Origin of the sequence: Amycolatopsis sp. NPDC059235, assembly GCF_042754125.1 — a bacterium.
GTDB classification, from domain to species: domain Bacteria; phylum Actinomycetota; class Actinomycetes; order Mycobacteriales; family Pseudonocardiaceae; genus Amycolatopsis; species Amycolatopsis albidoflava.
In genome coordinates, this window is record NZ_JBHZAG010000001.1 from 36306 (window position 1) to 55829 (window position 19524).

Genomic DNA, 19524 nt, shown 5'->3' on the forward strand with positions numbered 1-19524 from the left:
GGCACATCAGAATGGAACCGGACATGACGCTGGACAGCAGTGACAAAGTCGCCACTGACAACGGCGGCCTCAAGAAAGGCGCGCTCGGCATCGCCGGGCTGGTCGCCGTCGCGACCGGCGGGGTATCCCCGGAGTACTCGGCATTGCTCACCGGGTCGATCGTGGCGGGCATCGCGGGCGGTGCGACCCCGGCGGCCTTCGTTCTCGCCGGAGTAGGGATGTTCGCGTTCGGGCTGGTGATGGCCAGTCTCTCGCGGCACGTCTCCGCGGCGGGCGGGCTCTACAGTTTCGCGCGCAAAGGACTGGGCAGCGACGTCGGGTACGTGACCGGATGGCTCTACCTCGGCATCGCGGTCATCGTCACCCCGGCGACGTTCATCTCTTCCGCGTTTTTGGTGCAGAACTTCTTCGCCGCCGCGCTGCCCAAGGAAACCTGGCTTTCCGCGAGCTGGGTGCCGTGGGCGCTGATCCTCACCCCGATCCTGCTCGCCTGCGCCTTCGTCGGAGTGCAGGTCTCGGTGCGGCTGCTGCTGGGGCTCACCGTGGTCGGCATCGCCGCGGTGCTGGTGCTGGACTTCGCCATCCTGGCCAAGGGCGGAGCGAACGGGATCGACTGGTCCTCGCTGTCGCCCTTCTCGCTGCACGGCGTAAGCATCGAAAGCTTCCTGCTGGGCCTCGGCCTGGCGGTGACATGCATCGCTGGCTCCGAAGGCGCGGTCTTCATGGCCGAGGAAGCCCGCAACCCGCGCCGCTCGGTGCCACGGGCCATCATGCTGACGATGGGCATCGTCGTGCTCTTCTACCTGCTGACCTCGCTCGCGCTGACGTCGGGCCTCGGTTCCGCGAAGATGGGCGATTGGGGCACCCTCGGCGCCAACGTCGTGACCGAGCTGTCCGACCGGTACCTCGTCGGCTGGTTCGGGCGTCTGCTGCTGGCCGTCGTCGCGACCGCGGGGATCACCGGCGCGCTGGCGTTCACGAACTACGCGGCCCGGCTGCTGTTCGAATGGGGACGCGAAGCGCACCTGCCGCGGGTATTCGCGCGGACCCACGCGCGCTTCCGGACGCCGGTCGTGGCGCTCGGGACGCTGGCCGCGGCCTCGCTGGCCGGATGCCTGATCAGCTGGGCCTGGCAGGGCGGCAGCGCCCAAGGCGGCCTGGTTGCCTTCAGCTGGATGTACGTCGTGGACGCGGTCCTGATCGCGGTGATCTACCCGGTCGTGGCCATCGCCGGCTCAGTCGTGGGCCATCGGGTCAAATCGGGCTTCGTAGTGAAGTACGTCGCGCCCGTGATCGTCGTGGCGCTGATCGGAATTTCGGTGAAGGCGCAATTCTTCCCGCTTCCGGCCAGCCCCTACAACACCGCGGTCTTCGCGGCGGCCGTCTGGCTTGCCCTGGGCATCGTCATCCGGGCCGTCATGCGCAAGCGTTCCGCGAAGGCCGAAAGCGAAGGGATTGCTGAGCCGGCGCTGGAGCACGGCGAACTAGCCGCGGAGTGACACCTTGAAGCTGCCCGGCACACCGCGCCGCGGTGTGCCGGGCGTTCCGCTACCGGCGGTTGACGAGCGCGCCGGTAGCGTTGCGGGCCCGGACGGCGACCTCCGGGTCCAGGCCGACGACTGCGGTGTCCGGGCCGGCGCTGAGCTGAGCGTGCACCCGCCCGAACCCGTCCACGACCATGGAGCAGCCGATTCCGGCCGGCACGCCAGGCTGGGTCTCGATCCCGCTCGCAGTCGGATCCGCCTGGTCGCAGGCGACGATCCAGCAGCCGGAGTCCAGCGCGCGGGCGCGGACCAAGACCTCCCATTGTTCCTGCTTGCCTTCGCCCGCTCCCCACGACGCTGGAAGGACCACAATGGACGCTCCGCGGTCGGCCAGTTCGCGGAACAGCTCGGGAAACCGTACGTCGTAACAGGTCGCGAAGCCGATCTTGACGCCGTCGACGTCGAGGACCAGCGGTTCGGTACCGGCGGCCACCGTGTCGGACTCGCGGAACCCAAAGGCGTCGTACAGGTGGATTTTGTCGTATCCGGTGTGGTGGCCCAAACCGGTGACTAGCAAGGTGTTCCGCACCCGGCCCGCGTCGGCCGGAGTGAACATCCCGGCCACCACCAGGACGTCGTGGTCGTCCGCGAGCTGCGCGAGCCCCTTGGCCCAAGGTCCGTCGATCGGCTCCGCGAGCGGAAACAGCGGTGTCCCGAAGCGGGCCATCGCGGCTTCGGGAAAGACAACCACGCGGGCGCCCTCAGCCGTAGCGGAAGCGACGGCTTTCCGGATGGCCTGCAGATTCTCGGCAGGTTCGTTTTCTGAAGTCAGCTGGCACACGCTGATGCGCACCATGAAGGATCCCTTCTTCGTGCGGGGGCAGGGTTCCCCCGGCTTGCCGAGCGGAGTTTCCCCGCCCGGCCGCGCCGCACGGTTCCACCGACAACGACAAAGACTCGCGCGGGGTGTCCGGTCTCGGCACATTGCTGTCGCCGCCGGCAGGCGCAAGCTACGGCACCAGACGCGAGCAGCGATCCTTCGGGAAGGAGCCGAAATGCGATTCTCGGCCCTCGGAACCGGTTTGATGGGCTCGGCGGTGGCGCGGGCGTTGGCGGGCGCGGGCGTCCCGACGGGAGCGTGGAACCGGACGGCGTCCCGTGCCCGGCAGTTGGCCGGCCAGGGCGTGACCGTGCACGCCGATGTCGATTCAGCGCTCGAGACCAGCGACGCGGTGCTCCTCACGATGCTGGACGCAGGCTCCGCGCGCGAAGTCCTTGGCGAACGGCTCGAACGAGCCGAAGGCAAGGCGGTGGTGAACCTGATGTCCGGAACTCCCGCGCTGGCGCGCGAGTTGGCACAGCGAGTGACGGAGGCGGGCGGCCGGTACCTCGACGGAACCGTCCAGTGCTATCCGTCCGACATCGGCAGTGCGGAAGCGCTCGTCAATTTCTCCGGTGACAGCACGGTGTGGGACGACTGCAAGGCAGCGTTGACCACCGTCGCGGGCGGAGCCGCCTACGTCGGAGAAGACCCTGGAACCGCAGCCATTCTCGACGCCGCGCTCGCCGGAACGTTCTACACCGCCGGCCTCGGCGCGTTCTGCGAAGCGCTGGCCTTTCTCCGCGACAGCGGCATCGATCCGACCCGGCCCGAAGTGTCGCTCGACTACTGGCTGGACCTTTTCCAGGCACAGGCCCGGAGTCTCGCCGCCGCACTGTCCAAAGACGACTACTCCACCGCTGACGCGACCCTGGCGGTGTATCTCGGCGCCGCGCGGCAATGGCACGAGACCATGCTCGCCGCCGGACAGCGCGGCAGCATCCTGGCGGCCGCGATCGGGAACCTGGAGAACGCCGCGGCCGCCGGACACGGAGACGCCGGTTTTCTCGCGCAAGTGCACACCGCTGCCTCGGCCTGACCTCGGAAGCACCCCAACTCACCCCCGGTTCGAGTCACAGGAGCGACGAAGCACGTGACTGCACAAAAGCGCCCTACGACGTCCGACAGTTCCCCGGTCCTCAAAGGAAGACTCACCACCTTCAAGATCACGGTCATGGTCGTCGCGGCCGCGGCGCCCATCTCGTGCATCGCCGGCATCGTGCCGCTGAGCTTCGCGATCGGCAGCGGGGCGTCGACCCCCGCCGCGTTCCTGATCGCCGGGGTGGTCCTGCTGTTCTTCGCAGTGGGATACGCCGCGATCTGCCGCCGGATGAGCAGCGCCGGCGGATTCTACAAATTCATCGCGGTGGGTCTCGGCAAACCCCCGGCAGTCGCGGCGGCGCTGGTCGCGATCGTGGCATACAACGCCGTCGCGCTCACCTGCGTTGCCGGTCTGGGCTACTTCGGCAGCCTCGTGCTGCACTCGCTGTTCGGTCTCACCGTGCCCTGGCCGGTCCTTTCGGTGATCGCCGTCGCCGTGGTCGGGTTCCTCGGGTACCGAGAGATCGACGTCGCCGCCAAGGTCTTGGTGGTCCTGCTCGCTGCCGAGGTCGCCATGATCGTAGTGCTGGACGTGGCGATCGTCGTCCACAAAGGACTCGACGCGTTCCCGCTGTCGATCTTCGCGCCGCACCGCGTCGCCAGCACTGGTTCGATCGGGCTCGGCCTGATGTTCGCGTTGCTGTCGTTCATCGGGTTCGAGTCGGCAGCGCTCTACGGCGAGGAGACCGACGAGCCGCGCAAGACGGTGCCGCGATCGACCTACCTGTCGGTCGGGGTGATCTCGGTCTTCTACTTCCTGTCGACCTGGATCGCCGTGGGCGCGATCGGCCCGGACCAGGTCCAGCCGTACGCGGCGAAAGAACTCGGCAACACCTTCTTCGATCTCAGCGACAGTTATGCCTCGTCCGCGCTGACCGCCGTCATGCAGCTGACGTACCTGACGAGCCTGCTCGCTTCGCTGCTCTCCCTGCACAATGTGACGAACCGGTACGTGTTCGTCGCCGGACGGCAGGGGTTGCTTCCGCGCTGGCTTGGTGTGGCGCATCCCAGCCATGGCACCCCGTCGCACGCCAGCCTCGTCCAGACCGCCGTCAACCTGCTCTGCATCGGCATCGCGATGGCTGCCGGGATGGATCCGTATTTGGACGTCGTGACGTCGATGACCGGTCTCGGGACCCTCGGCGTGGTTCTGTTGCAGCTCGCCGCATCCGCAGCCATCGGCGTGTATTTCTGGCGGCGACGGGCGAACCTGACCGGCACCCTGATCGCAACAGCCGTGGCCTTCGTCGGGCTGGGATTGCTCGTCGTGCTGATCGTCCGTAACTTCCACGCCTTGACCGGTGCCGAGTCCTTCTTCATCGACGCTCTGCCCTGGGCACTGGTCGCGCTCGTCGTGCTGGGCTCCGCCTATGGGTTCTGGTTGAAGAGGACGCGTCCGGCGCGCTATCGCGGGATCGCCGCGGACCCGGAACAACCAGCCTTCGCCGCCGATTGCCAGGAGTCTTAGGTGCACCGATTCAAGGGAACCGTCGCCGTAGTCAGCGGAGCAGCGTCGGCACGCGGCATCGGCAGGGCGACTGCCCAGCTGCTCGTCGCCGAAGGGGCGCAGGTGGTGGTCGGCGACGTCTTGGACGAGCAAGGCGCAGCGTTCGCCGACGAACTCGGCCCGAACGCGCGGTACGCGCACCTCGATGTCAGCCGCGAAGCCGACTGGGCCAGCTTGGCAGCGGACGCCGCAGCACGGTTCGGAAAGGTGACCGCACTCGTCAACTGCGCGGGAATCGCCGCGGACGGCACCATCGAATCGAGCAGCCTCGCGGACTACGACCGCGTCGTCGCGGTGTCCCAAACCGGGGCATGGCTCGGCATCCGTGCAATGAGCCCGCTGATCCGCGCGGCGGGCGGCGGCGCGATCGTCAACGTCTCCTCCGTCGCGGGCGCGGTCGGGCAACCCTGCCTCGGGTCGTACAGCGCGGCGAAATGGGCGATCCGCGGCATCACCCGGCAGGCGGCCCTCGAACTCGCCGACAGCGGAATCCGCGTGAACGCGGTGCTGCCCGGCTTCATCGACACCATGATGGGCGGCCAGGGCGCGGGACAGCGCGAAAACATCGCCCACACCAAGAGCCAATCCGGGGCCACTGTGCCGATGGGCAGGATCGGGGAACCCCGCGAGGTCGCCGCGATGGTCGCGTTCTTGCTGTCCGAGGAAAGCAGCTACTGCACCGGCGCCGACTTCGTCATCGACGGCGGTCTCCTGGCCGGCCCGCTCGCGGAGGCAGCGGATTGGGGGTAGGCACCGCGAAGCGATGCGAGACGCTCACTCCTGTCTCGCGGTTCCGGTGGTCGCGTCTGAAACGAGAAGCGAGCCGCGAGTGATCATGCTGCGGTCGATGTCACCACCTCCAGCATAATCGGACTGGCGGAGTGAGTGTCGAGCTCCCGAGACATGGGGTCTTCGAGTTCGCTGGAATTCGTCGAAGGCTTCTTCGCAGCATGGCCCTCGGGGGGGGGCGGTTCGGACGATCTCTACATCGGGAAATATGCTCTTTGAGCTGCGGGTTTCCGGCGGTGGTGGGGATTGTGAGCTGTCGTCGGGTGAGCCGGCGTGACGGCGGAGTTGATGCGCGAGTGTGCTGCTGGGCATCCGAACGGAGCAGTGGTTCGAAGGGTGCGGTCGTGGTCGTTGCGGGTGCAGTGTGATGCGACGGGTTTGGTGGCGTCGGGTGCGGCGTATCAGCATGCTCGGGTGTTCGCGTCGCAGTTTGGTGAGGATGGGGCGACGGCGGCGATTTGGCCGTCGACGGCTGTAGCGCTTGGGGCGGTGCAGATTCCCGGTGCGGCGGCCGGAATCCCGCGGCACCGGCACCAGCCCGGCGGCCGAGGCGAGATGCCCGGCGTCGGCGCCGGAGGCCAGATCGCCTGCGGCGACGACCATGTGGGTGCCGGAAACGCTGTCGTAGGTTCTGTCCAGCTGGTTCATGGCGTGTGGGCGGGTGGTTGATGGGGTGGCTGCTCGGTGGTCGATGATCGCGAGTTGTGGTCATGAGGTTTCTGTGTCTGCTGGTGGCGCGGGTGTTCGGTTGGCTGGTGCTGTGCGCGCGGTCGAATGCTGCGAAGGATCTTCACCCGCTCTGACGGCAGTCCGCTGCATCCTGCGGACGTCGCGGACGAGTTCGCTCGCTTGATTCAGATAGCGGATCTGCCGCCGATCACGCTGCACGGGCTGCGGCACGGAGCGGCGACTCTGGCTCTGGCCGCGGGTGTGGACATCAAGGTGATCCAGCACATGCTCCGGCATTCCTCGATCAAGGTGACGATGGACCTCTACACGAACGTCGCCCAGGAACTTCTTGCCGAAGCGTCGCGGAAACTCGCCGGTGCGATCCCGCGGAAGACAGCGCTGCACCCGGCCCGCGCTCTCGGGCTCCCCTCGGGCTCGCAGGAGACCACAATGGACAGACCGCAGACGGAAGACTCGCGCCCAGACAGCACAAATCCCCAGGTCGAAAACTTCTCGAACCTGGGGAGTGAGTGTGCGCCATCAGGGACTCGAACCCCGAACCCGCTGGTTAAGAGTTCGCTGCCTGACGTGTCGGGTGGTGTCGAGTGATGCCGGACAAGACCTTTTCGTGTGGTCGCGGGGCTTCGGTGGTGTTGTGGTGTGTCGGCCGGTGTTGTCGTGTGGTGGAGGTCTCGGGCTCGCCTCGGGCTCGCAAATGTCGGCTGGTGTCGTGTGGTTCAGGCTGGGTATTGCGACGCGTGCTGGGGTGGTTGTCGTGATGGTGCCGGGTGTGCGGCGTGATCCGGTCGTCTCGGCGGTCAGCATCATGGTGGGTGTGGTGGTTGGGCTGACGTTCCTGTTCGGTTTCGGGAACGTGCTGGCGCTTGCTCTTCGGTTGGGTGTTCCGGTCTGGGTGGCGCCGTTGGTTGCACCGGCGGTTGATCTGACGGTTGTGGCGTTGCTTGTCGCGGTTCGGCGGCTGTCGGCATGCGGCGCTTCTTCCGTGACCTTGCGGTCGGCACGACGGCTCCTGGTCGGTGCGAGCGTCGTGACGTTGGCGTTGAACGTCGCCGAGCCGCTCGCCGCTGGCGAGGTCGGCAAGGCACTGTTCGACGCGGTGGGGCCGTTGTTGCTGATCGGCTGGTCCGAGGTGGGCCCGGGACTGCTGCAAGCTCTCGTCGACGTGCACGGGGCAGTCGATTGGCGTCCCGATGAGTCAGTGGTCGACCAACATGCGTTCTCCCTGGAGAAGCCCGTAGAGAGAACAACGGGGCTTGATCCCGAGCTGGTGGAGCGCGCACGACGGATTGACGCGGAGCATCGTGTGCGGCATCAGCGTCCGGTCTCGGCGGAGGTGCTGCGGAAGGCGCTGGGGGTCGGGGCACAACGCTCCCGCGTGTTGACACAGGTGATCCGTACGGAGTGGCGCGACGGGCCTGGCTCGGCCCCGGCGTCGATTGCCTGAGCCGGGCCGGTTTCCGCTGTCGTGTTTGGTCAGGTCAGCCGGTTCTGGTTGGCTGGGGCTTCTGCTCAGACGGAGTTTGCGAATTGGCTGTCGAGTCGTTCGTCGAGCTCGTTGCTCTCGGCTTCGTCGAGATCCTTGTCCTCGTCTTCGTCGTCAGGGTACGAGCGGTGGAGCAGGTGGCAGCCGCGTATTCCGTCGAGGAGGTCTTCGATGAGGGTCGTGGGCGGGGACCGGCCCGCGGCGATCGCGGAGGAGGCGGCCACTGCGCTCTCTGGGCTCGGGCCGCTGGCGCTCTTGCGGCGCAGGGTGGTCACCGAAGTTCTCGCCGGTCCTGCCTCGGTTCGGCGGCTGGCCGGGGCCAGCGCTGCGGGAGCATTCGGCGTGCAAGGCTGTGGCCGGAGCGCCGCCGCGCGCCGGGTATCAGAGGTCGTGGGCACACCGTAGCCGTGATGCCGTGGCTGCCGAGGTGCATCGGAACGACAACGAAGATCGGTTCGAGCGCTGCGTCCGCGCGGGCTCGGCGCGAGAGTGACATCGGCACCGTCAGGCGAAACGACGGGCGAGAGCGGCGCGAGCCCCGGAGCCGAGGCAGCCGGCGCGTGGCACATGCAGCCTCGTGTCGTGCCGGCGATTGGTGTGCCGAAGTTCGGTGCCGCGTCGGTCGAGTTCCATCTGGCCGAGTTCGTCGATACGGAGCAGGTCGACTCGCCGTAGTGGGCGATCGTCGTGGTCAGCATGAAGTCGCCGGCGGCCTTGACGAGTTCGTTGACCAGCTTGGCGGTCAGGGCGTACTTGACCCGGAACCCGACCATCGCGGCCTTGGTGCCCAGCGCGATCAGTAGGTGCGACTTCCCTGCGCCGGAGCCGCCGGTCAAGCAGAGCGGCAGGCCTTTCTTGACCCATTCGCAGGTGGCGTGGGTATGGATGACGGCTGGGGTGACGTTGTGGTTCTCGCCGAAGTCGAAGCCCCGCAACGTTTTCTCGCGCGGGCACGCGGCTGTTTGATGCGGTGCTCGGAGCCGCAGCGGCCGGGTCGTCGTCAAGCGCCGACGTCGCCCGCGGTCGTCGAAGACGGTGTTGTGCGGCTTCCGTTTTCGTCGGGGAACGTCAGCTCGTGCCGATGAGCGGGCGGGTGTCATGCGGCCAGAAAGAACAGTCCGCTGGTGATGAGCGCGGCGCAGAGGCGGACGGCGTTCACGCGGTGGAACCTGCTGATGACCGAGCGCACGTCCGCAGGGGTCGTTGCCAGGTCCCATCGTGACACTGTTGTGTAGATGGGCAGGTTGAACACCGCGGTCCAGAGGAAAAAGCCCGTCAGGAAGACGCCGCCGCCAGTCATCGCGCACGCGTACTTGGCGGTGGTCGGGGCGCCGAGGAATCCGATGGCGATCGAGCAGGCTATGGGGATGATCGTCAGTGTCGACAGGATCCGGTTGGTGGCCGCGTGGCGAAGGAAGTCCTGCAGGTTCCGCGCGGCGTCGTCGTCGGCTTGACCGCGCCACATGGCCCGCATGACGCTCAGCAAGGTGGCCATCAGCCCGACCAGCATGGCGGCGGCGAGGATCGCTGCGAAGATCAGGACCTGGTACATCGGACACGCTCTTTCCCGAATGAGGCGGCCAGTCCTCGATCGACTGACCGACGGTCAGGGAAATCTAGCACGCGATTGACCGACGGTCAGGCTGACGTACAGTCGTGCGCGTGGACGAGGAACATGCGCCGGACACCCGCTCGCGGATTCTGGAGGTCGCCGCCGACCTGTTCCTGCGCCAGGGCTACATCGAGACGTCGTTGAGCCAGATCGCCAGGAGACTCGGGTTGACCAAGGCGGCGGTCCTGTACCACTTCCCGGCCAAGGACACGATTCTGACGGAGCTGGCCGAACCGATGCTGGCCGAATTGGAGGGCGTCCTGGACGCGGCCGAAGGGATGGAGCCGGAGAGCGCCCGATGGGCGGTGGTCGAAGGAATTCTGGATGCGTCCTTCGGGCACCTGCGGGTCTTGGCGATCGCCAACGCCGCCTGGGTGGCACGAGATCCGGTATACCGCCGGGTGGTGGTCATCAACAACCGGGCATCGCGGATCATCGCCGGCCCCGGGGCCGGCCTGCGCGAGCGCGTGCGAGCCTCGGCCACGCTCGCCCTGCTCGCCCGCCCCGCGCTGTTCCACCAGGAGGACCCGCCGCAGGACGTGCGCCGGGAGGTGCTCGACGCGGCCGCCCGACTGCTCCGCGACATCGGCGACCCTGCGGTGCCGCCGCCAGTTCTCCCGCACGGCCGGACCGACCGCCGCCGCGTGATGACCGCCGACCGGATGGCCGAGGCCAGGCGCCTCCAGGCCGCCGGGACCCACACCGTGGCGGACATCGCCCGCATGGTGGGCGTGTCCAGGGCGACGGCGTACCGCTACCTGACGAGCGATCCCGCTGAGCCCCGGCGTTCCTCGACGTGAGACCAAATGAGACAAGATGTGAGACGTGATACTGCCGCTCCAGTCGCATTGCCCCGCGTGGCCCCGCAAATAGGCGAGGTTGTCGTGGATGCCCAAGATGTCGAGATCATCAGGGCCAACACTCGCACACGTCGGAGGGCAACTCCTCCAACCCGGCTGCTGCCCCCGCCTCACCACCCGCCTGAACTCGTCTGTTCGCGAGAGTCACAAGCGTCCGGGGTTGTCGCATGGTCAGGGCCGAGCAGTCGCAACCCGTCGGCGAGCAACCCCTCCGGCCGCCGGAGCGCGTTGTCCGCATCGCCCGCCGACTGGCCACATTCGAAGCTTTGGCGAAGCCAACCTGTTCAGCGCCTGGAAGCAGATGCGCAACCGCGGACACGCCGTCTATCGTCTGCCGCTCATCAACCTGGCTGACGATCCCAACGGCGGGATCTGCCCAGAAAATGATCTTTGGCCGGCGACATAGAGCATCAACGACAGCTGCGCCTCGGCCGGCGACTCGAACCCGTGCATTCGTCCGGGGCTGGCCAGCTGCTCCAGCCCCGGACGATGCCGTGAACCCCGGGTGCCGCGAGAACCGCCGTGCCGGCTCTCGCGCAGCTGTCGACACCCCGGAAGGTTCCTCCGAGCCGGGACTGATACGCCACCGCCGCCCCATCGGACCACCGCCGGCCACCGACGCGGGAAGTCCTCCGGTCGCAACCGGGCACAGCCGTCAACGGACGAGGACTCGCTCCGCGCCAGGCCCGCCCCGGCTGCACGCGTGCGACCACGCTGGTGCCTGCTCGCCCACCACCGCGCCGTCCAAGCACGCCGCGCCGAAGCCGGCAGACGCGACGTCAGCTATGCCGGCAATTGCCGGTGTTCCATGCAGTCTGCCGCCTGCACTCGACGAGGAACAGCCACGTCGGACGTCACGATGACGCCGACTGGCACCTGCTGTCACACGGTTTGCGGCTGGCCACGCTGTCTGTCATCTGACCGCCATTCTCTCGTCGCCGGGGTGCCGGTTGTCGGGGCCGGCTTATGGAACTGCGGGTTCGCGAAGGAGCGCGCCGTATGCCGTCGCGGGATTGCTGCTTTCCGGTTGCTGTGCACGGGTTCCGTCGTTCCGAGCCGGCAGCCGGGCTCGCGTTGGATGTGTCGCTGCCGTCGTCGCTGGTCTGCTGAGGATTTTCTCCGAGGTTCCGTGCGCGGCTGGCCCGGACCGAGAGCGCTCGGCTGGCATTCGGTGTCGGCGTGGTCCGATCACTCGCCGGTCTGGGGATGCAGTCGCACCACTGGGATGTCGCGGGAGGTTTTGCGCTGGTAGGCGGCATAGGGCGCGAAGACCTCGACCAGGCTTGGCCACGCGTCGGACTTCTCCTCTCGCGACAGCGTGCGGGCGCGGGCGGCGAACCGGTCGGTTCCCACTCGCACCTTCACGTCCGGATGCTGCTGGATGCTGAGATACCACAGCGGATGGCTGTCGGCGCCGCCGTTGGACGCGACGACCAGGTAGGCCCCGTCGTCCGGGTGGTAGATCAGCACGGTGCGGCGCCACTGGCCGCTGCGCCGGCCGCGGTAGTCCAGGAGCAGGCAGGGCGCGCCGTTGACCGTGGTTCCCTTGGCGCCCTCGGACTCCTCGTACAGCCGTGCTTGCCTGGCCACCCATCCGACCGGGCTGATCCGCACCTCCGCTCCGGACGGGTTCACCGGGTGCCGAACCAGGTCGCCTGCGCGGCTTCGAGTCCTGCGGCGGCCTCCCAGTCCTTGACGGGCTGGGAGAATTCCCACTGGTAGCCGAAGGGGTCGATACACTCGAACACGCGGTCGCCCCACGCCTGGTCCGCCGGTTCCGCGGTGACCGTGCACCCGGAGGCCCGGCAGTACTCGTAGCTCTCGGCGAGGTCGTCCACGCCGAGGCCGATCGCCACGCCGAGCCCGCGCGGGCCGGCCTGGGTCTGCCGCTCCCGCTCGCTGTCGGGGAAAGGCATGCCCGCCAGGGCGTCGACGATCAACTGCACCTCGCCGCGCCGGAGGATCGTCATCACCGGCCGGCCGTCGGGGCCGGGCACGCCGCCGACCTCGTCGAAGCCGAACCCCCGGTAGAAGCGTGCGGCGGCCCCCACGTCGCCGACCCGCAGACCCACTCGAAACGATGCCGCAACCATCTAGACCTCCATTTGGGTACACCATACGCGAACTCTGTGCGTACAGTACACGCAAACAAGGGAGGACGCCCATGGCCACGTCCGCCGGTGACCCGGTACGCACGCTCGAGCTGCTGTGGGACGCGCGGCCCCATTCCGGCCTCGGCCGCAAACCCGAGCTCAGCCTCGACCGGGTCGTGTCGGCCGCGATCGAACTCGCCGACGCCGACGGGCTGGACAACCTGTCGATGCGCCGGGTCGCCGACCGGCTCGGCGTCGGCACGATGTCGCTGTACCGGTACGTGCCCGGCAAGACCGAGATGCTCGACATCATGGTCGACCGGGTCAGCGCCGAGATCCGGTACGACGACGGAGGCCGCGGTCGCTGGCGTGCCCGGCTGGAGCAGGTCGCCCGCGCCAACCGCGCGCTGTTCGAGCGCCACCCCTGGCTGCTGCCGCTGTTCCCCCGGCGACCGCCCCTGGGACCCGGCGTGATCGCCAAATACAACGCCGAACTGGGCGCCGTCGCCGAGATCGGGCTGACCGACGTCGAGATGGACTCGGTGCTGACCCTCGTCCTGGAATACGTCCACGGCGCGACCGCGAACCTCGTCGAGAGGAGGAAATTCGCCGCGCACGCCGAACACGGCGACGACCAGTGGTGGTCCACCCTCGCCCCCCGCCTGGAACGGCTGCTCGACCCCCGGCGCTACGCCTTGGCGATCCGCGTCGGCACCGCCGCGACCACCCACTACAACGGCGTCCACGACGCCGAACACGCCTTCGAATTCGGCCTCCAGCGCGTCATCGACGGCATCGAGTCATTCGTGAACGGCAAATAGCCGCGTTTCCGGCCGCGCTCGCGCAGCGCCCGATCCCCAGGGACATCCCGCACGCGAACACAGCCTGCTTGCCGACCCGGCCACGCTCTCGTCGACGGCGAACGGACGTCACCGGAGCCGCTCGCACTCGCCGCGGCATCAGCGATCGTCACGTCGAGACGTCACGAGCTGGCCGCCTCAGTTGCCCCGCAAGCGCCGATGAACCCGAGCGCGGCCGCCCCCACCATGTCGTGAACGTCAGGGCGCGGATGCGACTGGCGACAACTAGCTTGGCCAGTCGGCGACAACTGCGGTGTCGAAGCCGCCATGCCAACGCTTGCGGCTACAGGCGATAGGTGTCACTTGCCGGAGGCGCTTGCCACTGTGTGGGTGGCACGGCCTTGTGCGTGTTGGCCCGCCTCGCGGGGCGAATCGCCGCGCCGCCGTGCGCGGCGGACCGACCACGGCGACAGCGACTGGACGTCAGCTATTGCCGATTGCCGTGTGTTCGCGCAGTGGATGATCGTCGTCAGGCGAGCGTTTGCTGCGCTATTGGGGTTGTCGTGCGGGGCAGGCAGATCGGCGGGTGTGCTCATGGCTGACACCGAGGTGTCGCTGAGGACTCGTTGGCGGTGGCCAGGTGCTGATTCCTGGTTCACGGTCGTCCGCAGAATTTTCGCTCGGCCTCGAAGGGGTCCGGGGGAATGGTGACCCGGGTCCGGTGCCATGCGCCGGTCAGGTTGTCCCAGAAGCGCTTGAACGTCAACGGTTCTCGTGCGGATTGCTGGATCTCGGCGAGGTCCCCGCAGCTGAGTGCGTGCCGCGCCGCGATCACCTGTTCCGAGGTGACGGTGCCGGATACCGCGAAGTTTCCCGAGGGGTGGGGCGGTGTCGCCGGGGCGGCGTAGTCGGCGAGCAGCCAGGCGTTGCCGAGGGGTTTCGAGTGTCCCGGTTTCACCGTCGGGAATTCGAACCGGGCACCGATCGGGTTGGCCAGGCCCCAGAAATCGACGATCCCGACGTCAGTGGGCGCGAGCATCCCGGCCGTGCCGAGGTACACGCCGACGACCATGGCCTTCTCCGCAATACCCGTGCGCATGGGCGTGGTGATGATGTCGTTGCCTGGGCCCAAACCGTGGTAAATCAGTGATCGATGCCCCGAAACGGCCTCGGCCGTCACGACGTTCTTCAGTCTCTGGAGCTGCTGAACGTAGGTCGCGGAATCCGTGGGATGCGAGCTGCCGGTCCAGGCGACGTAGTACGCGCGCTCGTCGTCGATGCCGTGCACGGAGCCGTCCACCGCCGGATACCGGCACAAGCCCGCGCAGAGGGACGCCCAGACCACCACGATCACCGCGGCTACGCCCGCGTTCTTCGAACGGGAGACCACCAGGACAGGCAGCAGGATGAGGAACAGGGCCGGTAGCGCCATGCGCGCGTGCATGTAGTCTCCGCCGACCTTCACTACGTACGCCAGGTGCAGCGCACCCGCCACTACCGGGGCGAGCGCCACCATCAGATCGGTGCGCCTGCCGCCCAGCCGATGCAGCAGCCCGGCGGACACGACCATGACCACGGCCAGCGGCAGCCACAACAGATAGGGACCGGCGAAATCCGCGGCGTAGGCGAATCCGCGCGTCCACATCGACTCGCCCGCGTTCTTGGTGAGCGCGGGCATCGGAACGACGATGCCGTAGAAGCCCATCCGAAAGATCTCATAGGCGACCGGCAGGGTGGCCGCGGTGCCGACGGCACCCAGGGTCAAGCGCCAGCCGGGCCGGACTGTCAACCACAACGCGGCGAGGAACACCGCGGCAACCAGTGCCTGGTCCGGCCGTACCAGCGGGCCGAGGCCGATCGTGAAGGCCGCGAACAAGACTGCTTTCGTCGAGCCCCGCTCGCGCAGCCGTACGAGAAGCCACCAGCTGGCCGCCATCCAGAATGTGTTGAGCCCGGTCTCCAGGCCGGAGGTGGCGTACTCCCAGACGGGCCGCAATCCCAGCAGCACGAGGACGCCACAGGGCAGCAGCACTGTCGCGTGGCGTCGGCTGTGCAGCCGCCGCGTGGCATCGACCGCGAGGCCGAACCCGGCCGCGGTGAGCACAAGGCCGAGCACCCACGAGATCGTCGAGGTATCCGGCTGTCCGAAGAGGAATCCGGCCAGCGCGAGCAGCCACTGCCAGAGTGCGCTGGTTGACGTCTCCGCCCGCTCGCCGATCTGGTAGACAGGTCCGTTTCCGGCGAGGATCTGCTCCACCGCACGAGTGAAGATCAACGCGTCGTCGCAGATCCAGCGCGTCAAGTACCCCAACACCGCGATGAGTAACGCCGAGCCCGCAACGACTGTCAGATTCCAGCGAGTTCTCGTCGCCTTCGAATCGCGGGCGGCATTGACCGCGGCAGGTGCAACGGATACAGCGGTATCCATAGAAGATTAGCCCTTACGTTTCGAATCGAATTCCGGTTCCCGAACTAATTCACGAGCGCGGCCGGTTTCCCCGATGGGCTGGATACGGCTCGCGCACCGTATGCGACGACCGCTCCATACCGCCCGGCCGCAGCGCCCGCACTGGTCCTGGCAGCAAGGTCGTCATCGCTCAGCTCTTCAAGGAATCTCTCGGAGTCCAGGCTAGGAACGGATCATGTGCCTGCCGCGATCGAAGATCGACCATTCCGCACGGTTCTGTGACCGAGCCGCTCGCGTCGTGACGTACGCCAGGAATGCCTTCGCACGCAGAGCCTCGGCAAGGCCGTGGCGACGTCCGGTTCGGACGGGCATGCGTCGAAGTCAGCGCCACCGGCGAAGTGACAGGGACTGCCTGGAGCCTTGAACCCGAGAACGCAGATGTTTGTAACGAAACCGCACGACACCGCCACGGTTGCGCACGAATTCACCGCGCACGCGCCCCAGCGTCCCTAGAATCGGACACGAACTTGATCTTTGGAGGGGCCCTATGCCGCGACTCCTGCTCGTCGAGGACGACCGGGCATTGGCCGAAGCACTCACGCTGGCGCTGGAAGCGCTCGGGCACGACGTCGTCGCGGCGCCGACCGGGGAACGAGCGCTGGAGGCGCTGTTCACCGACCGGCTCGAATTCGACTTCGTGCTGCTCGACGTCATGCTGCCCGGGATGGACGGCTTCGAGGTTTGCCGCCGGATCCGCGCCAGGAGCAGGCTGCCGCTGATCCTGCTGACCGCTCGCGGTGACCCGATCGACATCGTGGTCGGGCTGGAATGCGGTGCCGACGACTACGTGGTCAAACCCGCGGAACCGCGGGTGATCGACGCGCGGATCAAGGCGGTCGGCCGTCGCGCGGTCACCGCCGCGGGTCCGTCGGCGGGCCTGCTGCGGGCGGGAAGCCTGGAGATCGACGTCGGGGCGATGAGCGTGACCCGAGACGGTGCCGAAATCGCGCTCACAGCCACCGAGATCCGGCTGCTCGTCGAGTTCGCCGAGCGGCCGAACCAGGTTCTCAGCAGGCAGGCGCTGCTGAAGCGAGTGTGGGACTACGGCTACGTCGGCGACTCGCGGATCGTCGACGCGGCGGTCGCCCGGCTGCGGGCGAAGATCGAGGACGACCCGGCGAATCCGGTGGTGCTGCGGACGGTGCGCGGGCTCGGCTACCGGCTGGTGAACCCGTGAAGCTGCCGGCCTTCGGTCTCCGGGTGCGGATCACGGCGGCGGTCGTGCTGGTGACGACGACGGCGACCGCGGTGATGGCCTTCGCAGCGACCAAGCTGCAGGAAGACGACGCGATCGCCGGATTCACCTTCGCCGCGCAATCGTCGGTCAGCGCCCTTTTCGACAAGACATGGCCGGTACTCGAACAAGCGATGGCGGGCAACGGCACCGTGACGGATTTCGCGCGTGCGATGGATGGCAGGACGACGGAGTGGGCACTGTTCACCAAGAGACCCGACGGCTCCGCCGAGCTGGTGGACTACGGCGCGCACAACCTCTGGTGGGCCCCGAAACCGGTTCCGATCCGCGTTTCCGACCGGGAAAGCGTCGTGGCCTCGGTCGCGAACAGGGTCTTGGTCCGCACTGGCAAGCCGGCGGACCTGCTGACGGCGAGCACCGTTGACCCGGCGACCGGCCGGGACGTCCTCGTGGTCAGCGGAAACTTCGTCACCTACTGGATGGTGCAGTTCTTCGACCTCACCCCGCTCGAACAGAACCTGGCCGCACAACGGCGGAAGCTGGCCTGTCTCGCCCTCGGCGTCGCCGTTTTCGGTGTCGGAGCCGCCCTGCTCGCCGCCCGGTACATCCAGCGCCCGGTCCGCCGGGTCGCCTCCGCCGCCCGTGAACTGGGCGAGGGCACCTTCGACGTGCGCGTGCCGGTCAAGGGCCGGGACGAACTCGCCGACCTCGCCGCGTCCTTCAACTCCATGGCGCAGCGCGTCAGCGAGTCGGTCGGGGAACTACGCGCCAAGGACCGCCAGCAACAGCGGTTCGTCGCCGACGTGGCCCACGACCTGAGGACCCCGGTCTCCTCGCTGGTCGCCACAGCCGACACCCTCGACAGCGCTAGCCACGAGACCCGGACCCGGGCGAAGCGGCTGCTCGCGACACAGGCCCGGCGGCTGGCGAAACTCGTCGAGGACCTGATGGAGATCTCCCGTTTCGACGCCGGGTCCACGGACTTCCTCCCCGAACCGGTCGATCTGCCCGAACTGGTGGAGGACGCGATCGAGGTCAGCGTGCCGGGCACGGAGGTCCGGGCCACGGGCACCGGCGACACGACCGTGGTCGCCGATCCGCGCCGCGTCCACGCCATCGTGTGCAACCTCCTGGTCAACGCCGTCCGGCACGGCCGGACCCCGGTCACCGTGTCGATCCACGGCACCGCCGCCGACGTCGCGATCGCGGTTTCCGACTCCGGCCCGGGCATCCCCGAGGACCTGCTCCCCATCCTGTTCGACCGGTTCGTCCGGGGCGATCAGGCGCGCCGGGAGACGGAGGGAAGCGGGCTAGGACTGTCCATCGCCAGGGAGAATGCGCTGGTCCACGGCGGTGACCTCACTGCGCACAACGACGGCGGTGCCGTCTTCACCTTGACGCTCCCACGGCGTGTGGCGGGCCAACCAGGGTGATGTCACTGGGTGCGCAGCTGTCGAAGCACGCCATCGGGACGTGCGTGGGAACGCTGCAACCGGGTGCGGTATCTGCTGATGGGACGCGAGGTGGTCGACAAGACGGCGATCGACCAATCGTCCGCACATGCCGCATAGCGCGCCTACAGGAGCACGGTATTCACCGATTGACAGCGCGATAACCTGTTCCACTTCTGCGCTGCCGTCGGTGACTCCGCCACTGGCAATCTGGTGGTCCGCAACGAGGCAAGCACCAGGGCATCGAGCGGCGGTCAGGCTTGACCGCGAGGAACGCCATAGCGCGGTTGAAACTCAGCGACATTGATCATGACAGGCGATCAACATGTGCGTTCAGAATCCACGAACAAGTGCGGTCAAAACTCGCGGACGCCATCGCCGGGCATTTGAGAAGTCGTCTTAGGCGATTCGGACGAGTCCGTCATCTGTACGTTCCGTGTGCGCACGGGCAATTTAAACCGTGACGTGGTTTTAAGCCCGATTGACCGCACGTGCGGCGCCTGTGTCCTGCACTGCTCGATCACTTGCTTGATTGCTGGTGCGACGAGGTTGCTGCGCTCCAGAATCCGGGACAGGATCGCAAGATCGGCTCTCAGCGTGGGCCGGCCAGGACGCCGACGGCGCAAAAGGTCAAACGCTCCATTGTCGCGGCCTGCTTGCGGCGGCGACCTCCCGGCAGGAGCATTCTCAAGACTGTGAAGGCCTCCTCGCGGCGGTCTTTGTCGTTTGTGCGGATCGCCGTAAGTGCCGTTACTGCGACCAAGACCACGTACACAACGATCGGCAGGCCGGACACGACGAGAATCGGCAAGGATGCCGCTTCGTGGATGCTGGCCCCTGGCCCCATTTCAGCTCCTTCTTATGGCGTGCAAGAAGAAGCGCTTGCGGCAGGAAGTCAACTTGGGATCGTGGTCCGGCAGGACGGCGCTAGTGCCCCTTGGTCATGACAGGCCACATCGTGCCGGAGCCCTGCCACAGCCCGAAGGCGGTGTTCGCGCAGCAGCCTGCCGCCCGGGTTGCAGGCGAATGCTCGAGGCAGGCGAACAGGATCAATTGGCCCTGGCGAGCCGAGTGGCGTCTCTTTCCTGATCACGTGACAATGTTGTGGCCGC

At 67.6% G+C, this 19524-nt stretch carries 17 protein-coding genes and 1 pseudogene; 10 read left to right on the forward strand and 8 right to left on the reverse strand.

The window, feature by feature from the left end:
- Positions 1-23 precede the first annotated feature (23 nt).
- Positions 24-1499: an APC family permease gene (locus tag ACFXI3_RS00170; protein ID WP_378397075.1), complete on the forward strand. Its 1476-nt coding sequence runs from the start codon at positions 24-26 to the stop codon at positions 1497-1499.
- A gap of 49 nt (positions 1500-1548) precedes the next feature.
- Here ACFXI3_RS00170 and ACFXI3_RS00175 read toward each other — a convergent pair whose 3' ends face one another.
- Positions 1549-2340: a carbon-nitrogen hydrolase family protein gene (locus tag ACFXI3_RS00175; RefSeq protein ID WP_378397077.1), complete on the reverse strand. Its 792-nt coding sequence runs from the start codon at positions 2338-2340 to the stop codon at positions 1549-1551.
- Here ACFXI3_RS00175 and ACFXI3_RS00180 point away from each other — a divergent pair.
- Genes ACFXI3_RS00180 through ACFXI3_RS00190 form a run of 3 tightly spaced genes read left to right on the forward strand, consistent with a single transcriptional unit; the run spans position 2339 to position 5722 of the window.
- A complete protein-coding gene (locus ACFXI3_RS00180; RefSeq protein WP_378397079.1) occupies positions 2339-3403 on the forward strand; it encodes an NAD(P)-binding domain-containing protein in 1065 nt (354 codons plus the stop codon). The two genes, ACFXI3_RS00175 and ACFXI3_RS00180, sit on opposite strands and share 2 nt — an antisense overlap.
- A 54-nt stretch (positions 3404-3457) precedes the next feature.
- Complete coding sequence (locus ACFXI3_RS00185; protein WP_378397080.1) at positions 3458-4933, forward strand: APC family permease; 1476 nt, start codon at positions 3458-3460, stop codon at positions 4931-4933.
- Positions 4934-5722, forward strand: coding sequence for an SDR family NAD(P)-dependent oxidoreductase (locus ACFXI3_RS00190; protein WP_378397081.1), 789 nt, complete (start codon positions 4934-4936; stop codon positions 5720-5722).
- A gap of 503 nt (positions 5723-6225) precedes the next feature.
- Here the strand turns inward: ACFXI3_RS00190 and ACFXI3_RS00195 are convergent.
- Positions 6226-6322 (reverse strand): annotated as a pseudogene (locus ACFXI3_RS00195) (transposase); the annotation flags it as partial.
- A gap of 213 nt (positions 6323-6535) precedes the next feature.
- Here ACFXI3_RS00195 and ACFXI3_RS00200 point away from each other — a divergent pair.
- Both ACFXI3_RS00200 and ACFXI3_RS00205 read left to right on the forward strand, forming a co-directional pair.
- Positions 6536-7039, forward strand: a complete 504-nt coding sequence (locus ACFXI3_RS00200; protein ID WP_378397082.1) for a tyrosine-type recombinase/integrase — start codon at positions 6536-6538, stop codon at positions 7037-7039.
- Between the two features lie 169 nt (positions 7040-7208).
- The gene (locus ACFXI3_RS00205; protein WP_378397333.1) at positions 7209-7895 is read left to right on the forward strand and encodes a hypothetical protein; all 687 of its coding nucleotides are present in this window, start codon (positions 7209-7211) and stop codon (positions 7893-7895) included.
- Between the two features lie 65 nt (positions 7896-7960).
- On the opposite strand, the gene ACFXI3_RS00210 is transcribed toward ACFXI3_RS00205, so the two are convergent.
- Both ACFXI3_RS00210 and ACFXI3_RS00215 read right to left on the reverse strand, forming a co-directional pair.
- A complete protein-coding gene (locus ACFXI3_RS00210; protein WP_378397083.1) occupies positions 7961-8938 on the reverse strand; it encodes an ATP-binding protein in 978 nt (325 codons plus the stop codon).
- Between the two features lie 92 nt (positions 8939-9030).
- Entirely contained in the window at positions 9031-9486 is a 456-nt protein-coding gene (locus tag ACFXI3_RS00215; protein WP_378397084.1) for an anthrone oxygenase family protein, read from the reverse strand.
- Between the two features lie 110 nt (positions 9487-9596).
- Between ACFXI3_RS00215 and ACFXI3_RS00220 the strand changes: the two genes are divergently transcribed.
- The gene (locus ACFXI3_RS00220; protein ID WP_378397085.1) at positions 9597-10346 is read left to right on the forward strand and encodes a TetR family transcriptional regulator; all 750 of its coding nucleotides are present in this window, start codon (positions 9597-9599) and stop codon (positions 10344-10346) included.
- Positions 10347-11594: 1248 nt separating this feature from the next.
- Here the strand turns inward: ACFXI3_RS00220 and ACFXI3_RS00225 are convergent.
- A complete protein-coding gene (locus ACFXI3_RS00225) occupies positions 11595-12041 on the reverse strand; it encodes a nitroreductase family deazaflavin-dependent oxidoreductase (protein WP_378397086.1) in 447 nt (148 codons plus the stop codon).
- Complete coding sequence (locus ACFXI3_RS00230; protein WP_378397087.1) at positions 12038-12499, reverse strand: VOC family protein; 462 nt, start codon at positions 12497-12499, stop codon at positions 12038-12040. The genes ACFXI3_RS00225 and ACFXI3_RS00230 overlap by 4 nt, the downstream gene beginning before the upstream one ends.
- Positions 12500-12570: 71 nt before the next feature.
- Here ACFXI3_RS00230 and ACFXI3_RS00235 point away from each other — a divergent pair, with 71 nt between their 5' ends.
- Positions 12571-13320: a TetR/AcrR family transcriptional regulator gene (locus tag ACFXI3_RS00235; protein WP_378397088.1), complete on the forward strand. Its 750-nt coding sequence runs from the start codon at positions 12571-12573 to the stop codon at positions 13318-13320.
- Positions 13321-13954: 634 nt separating this feature from the next.
- On the opposite strand, the gene ACFXI3_RS00240 is transcribed toward ACFXI3_RS00235, so the two are convergent.
- Positions 13955-15601 carry a hypothetical protein gene (locus ACFXI3_RS00240; RefSeq protein WP_378397089.1) on the reverse strand — a complete coding sequence of 549 codons (1647 nt, stop codon included), beginning with the start codon at positions 15599-15601 and terminating at the stop codon, positions 13955-13957.
- 652 nt (positions 15602-16253) lie between these two features.
- Here ACFXI3_RS00240 and ACFXI3_RS00245 point away from each other — a divergent pair.
- Positions 16254-16943, forward strand: coding sequence for a response regulator (locus tag ACFXI3_RS00245; protein WP_378397090.1), 690 nt, complete (start codon positions 16254-16256; stop codon positions 16941-16943).
- Positions 16940-18394 (forward strand): ATP-binding protein, encoded by a 1455-nt coding sequence (locus ACFXI3_RS00250; protein WP_378397091.1) that lies wholly within the window; start codon positions 16940-16942, stop codon positions 18392-18394. The genes ACFXI3_RS00245 and ACFXI3_RS00250 overlap by 4 nt, the downstream gene beginning before the upstream one ends.
- A gap of 610 nt (positions 18395-19004) precedes the next feature.
- On the opposite strand, the gene ACFXI3_RS00255 is transcribed toward ACFXI3_RS00250, so the two are convergent.
- A complete protein-coding gene (locus tag ACFXI3_RS00255; RefSeq protein WP_378397092.1) occupies positions 19005-19259 on the reverse strand; it encodes a hypothetical protein in 255 nt (84 codons plus the stop codon).
- Between the last annotated feature and the right edge of the window lie 265 nt (positions 19260-19524).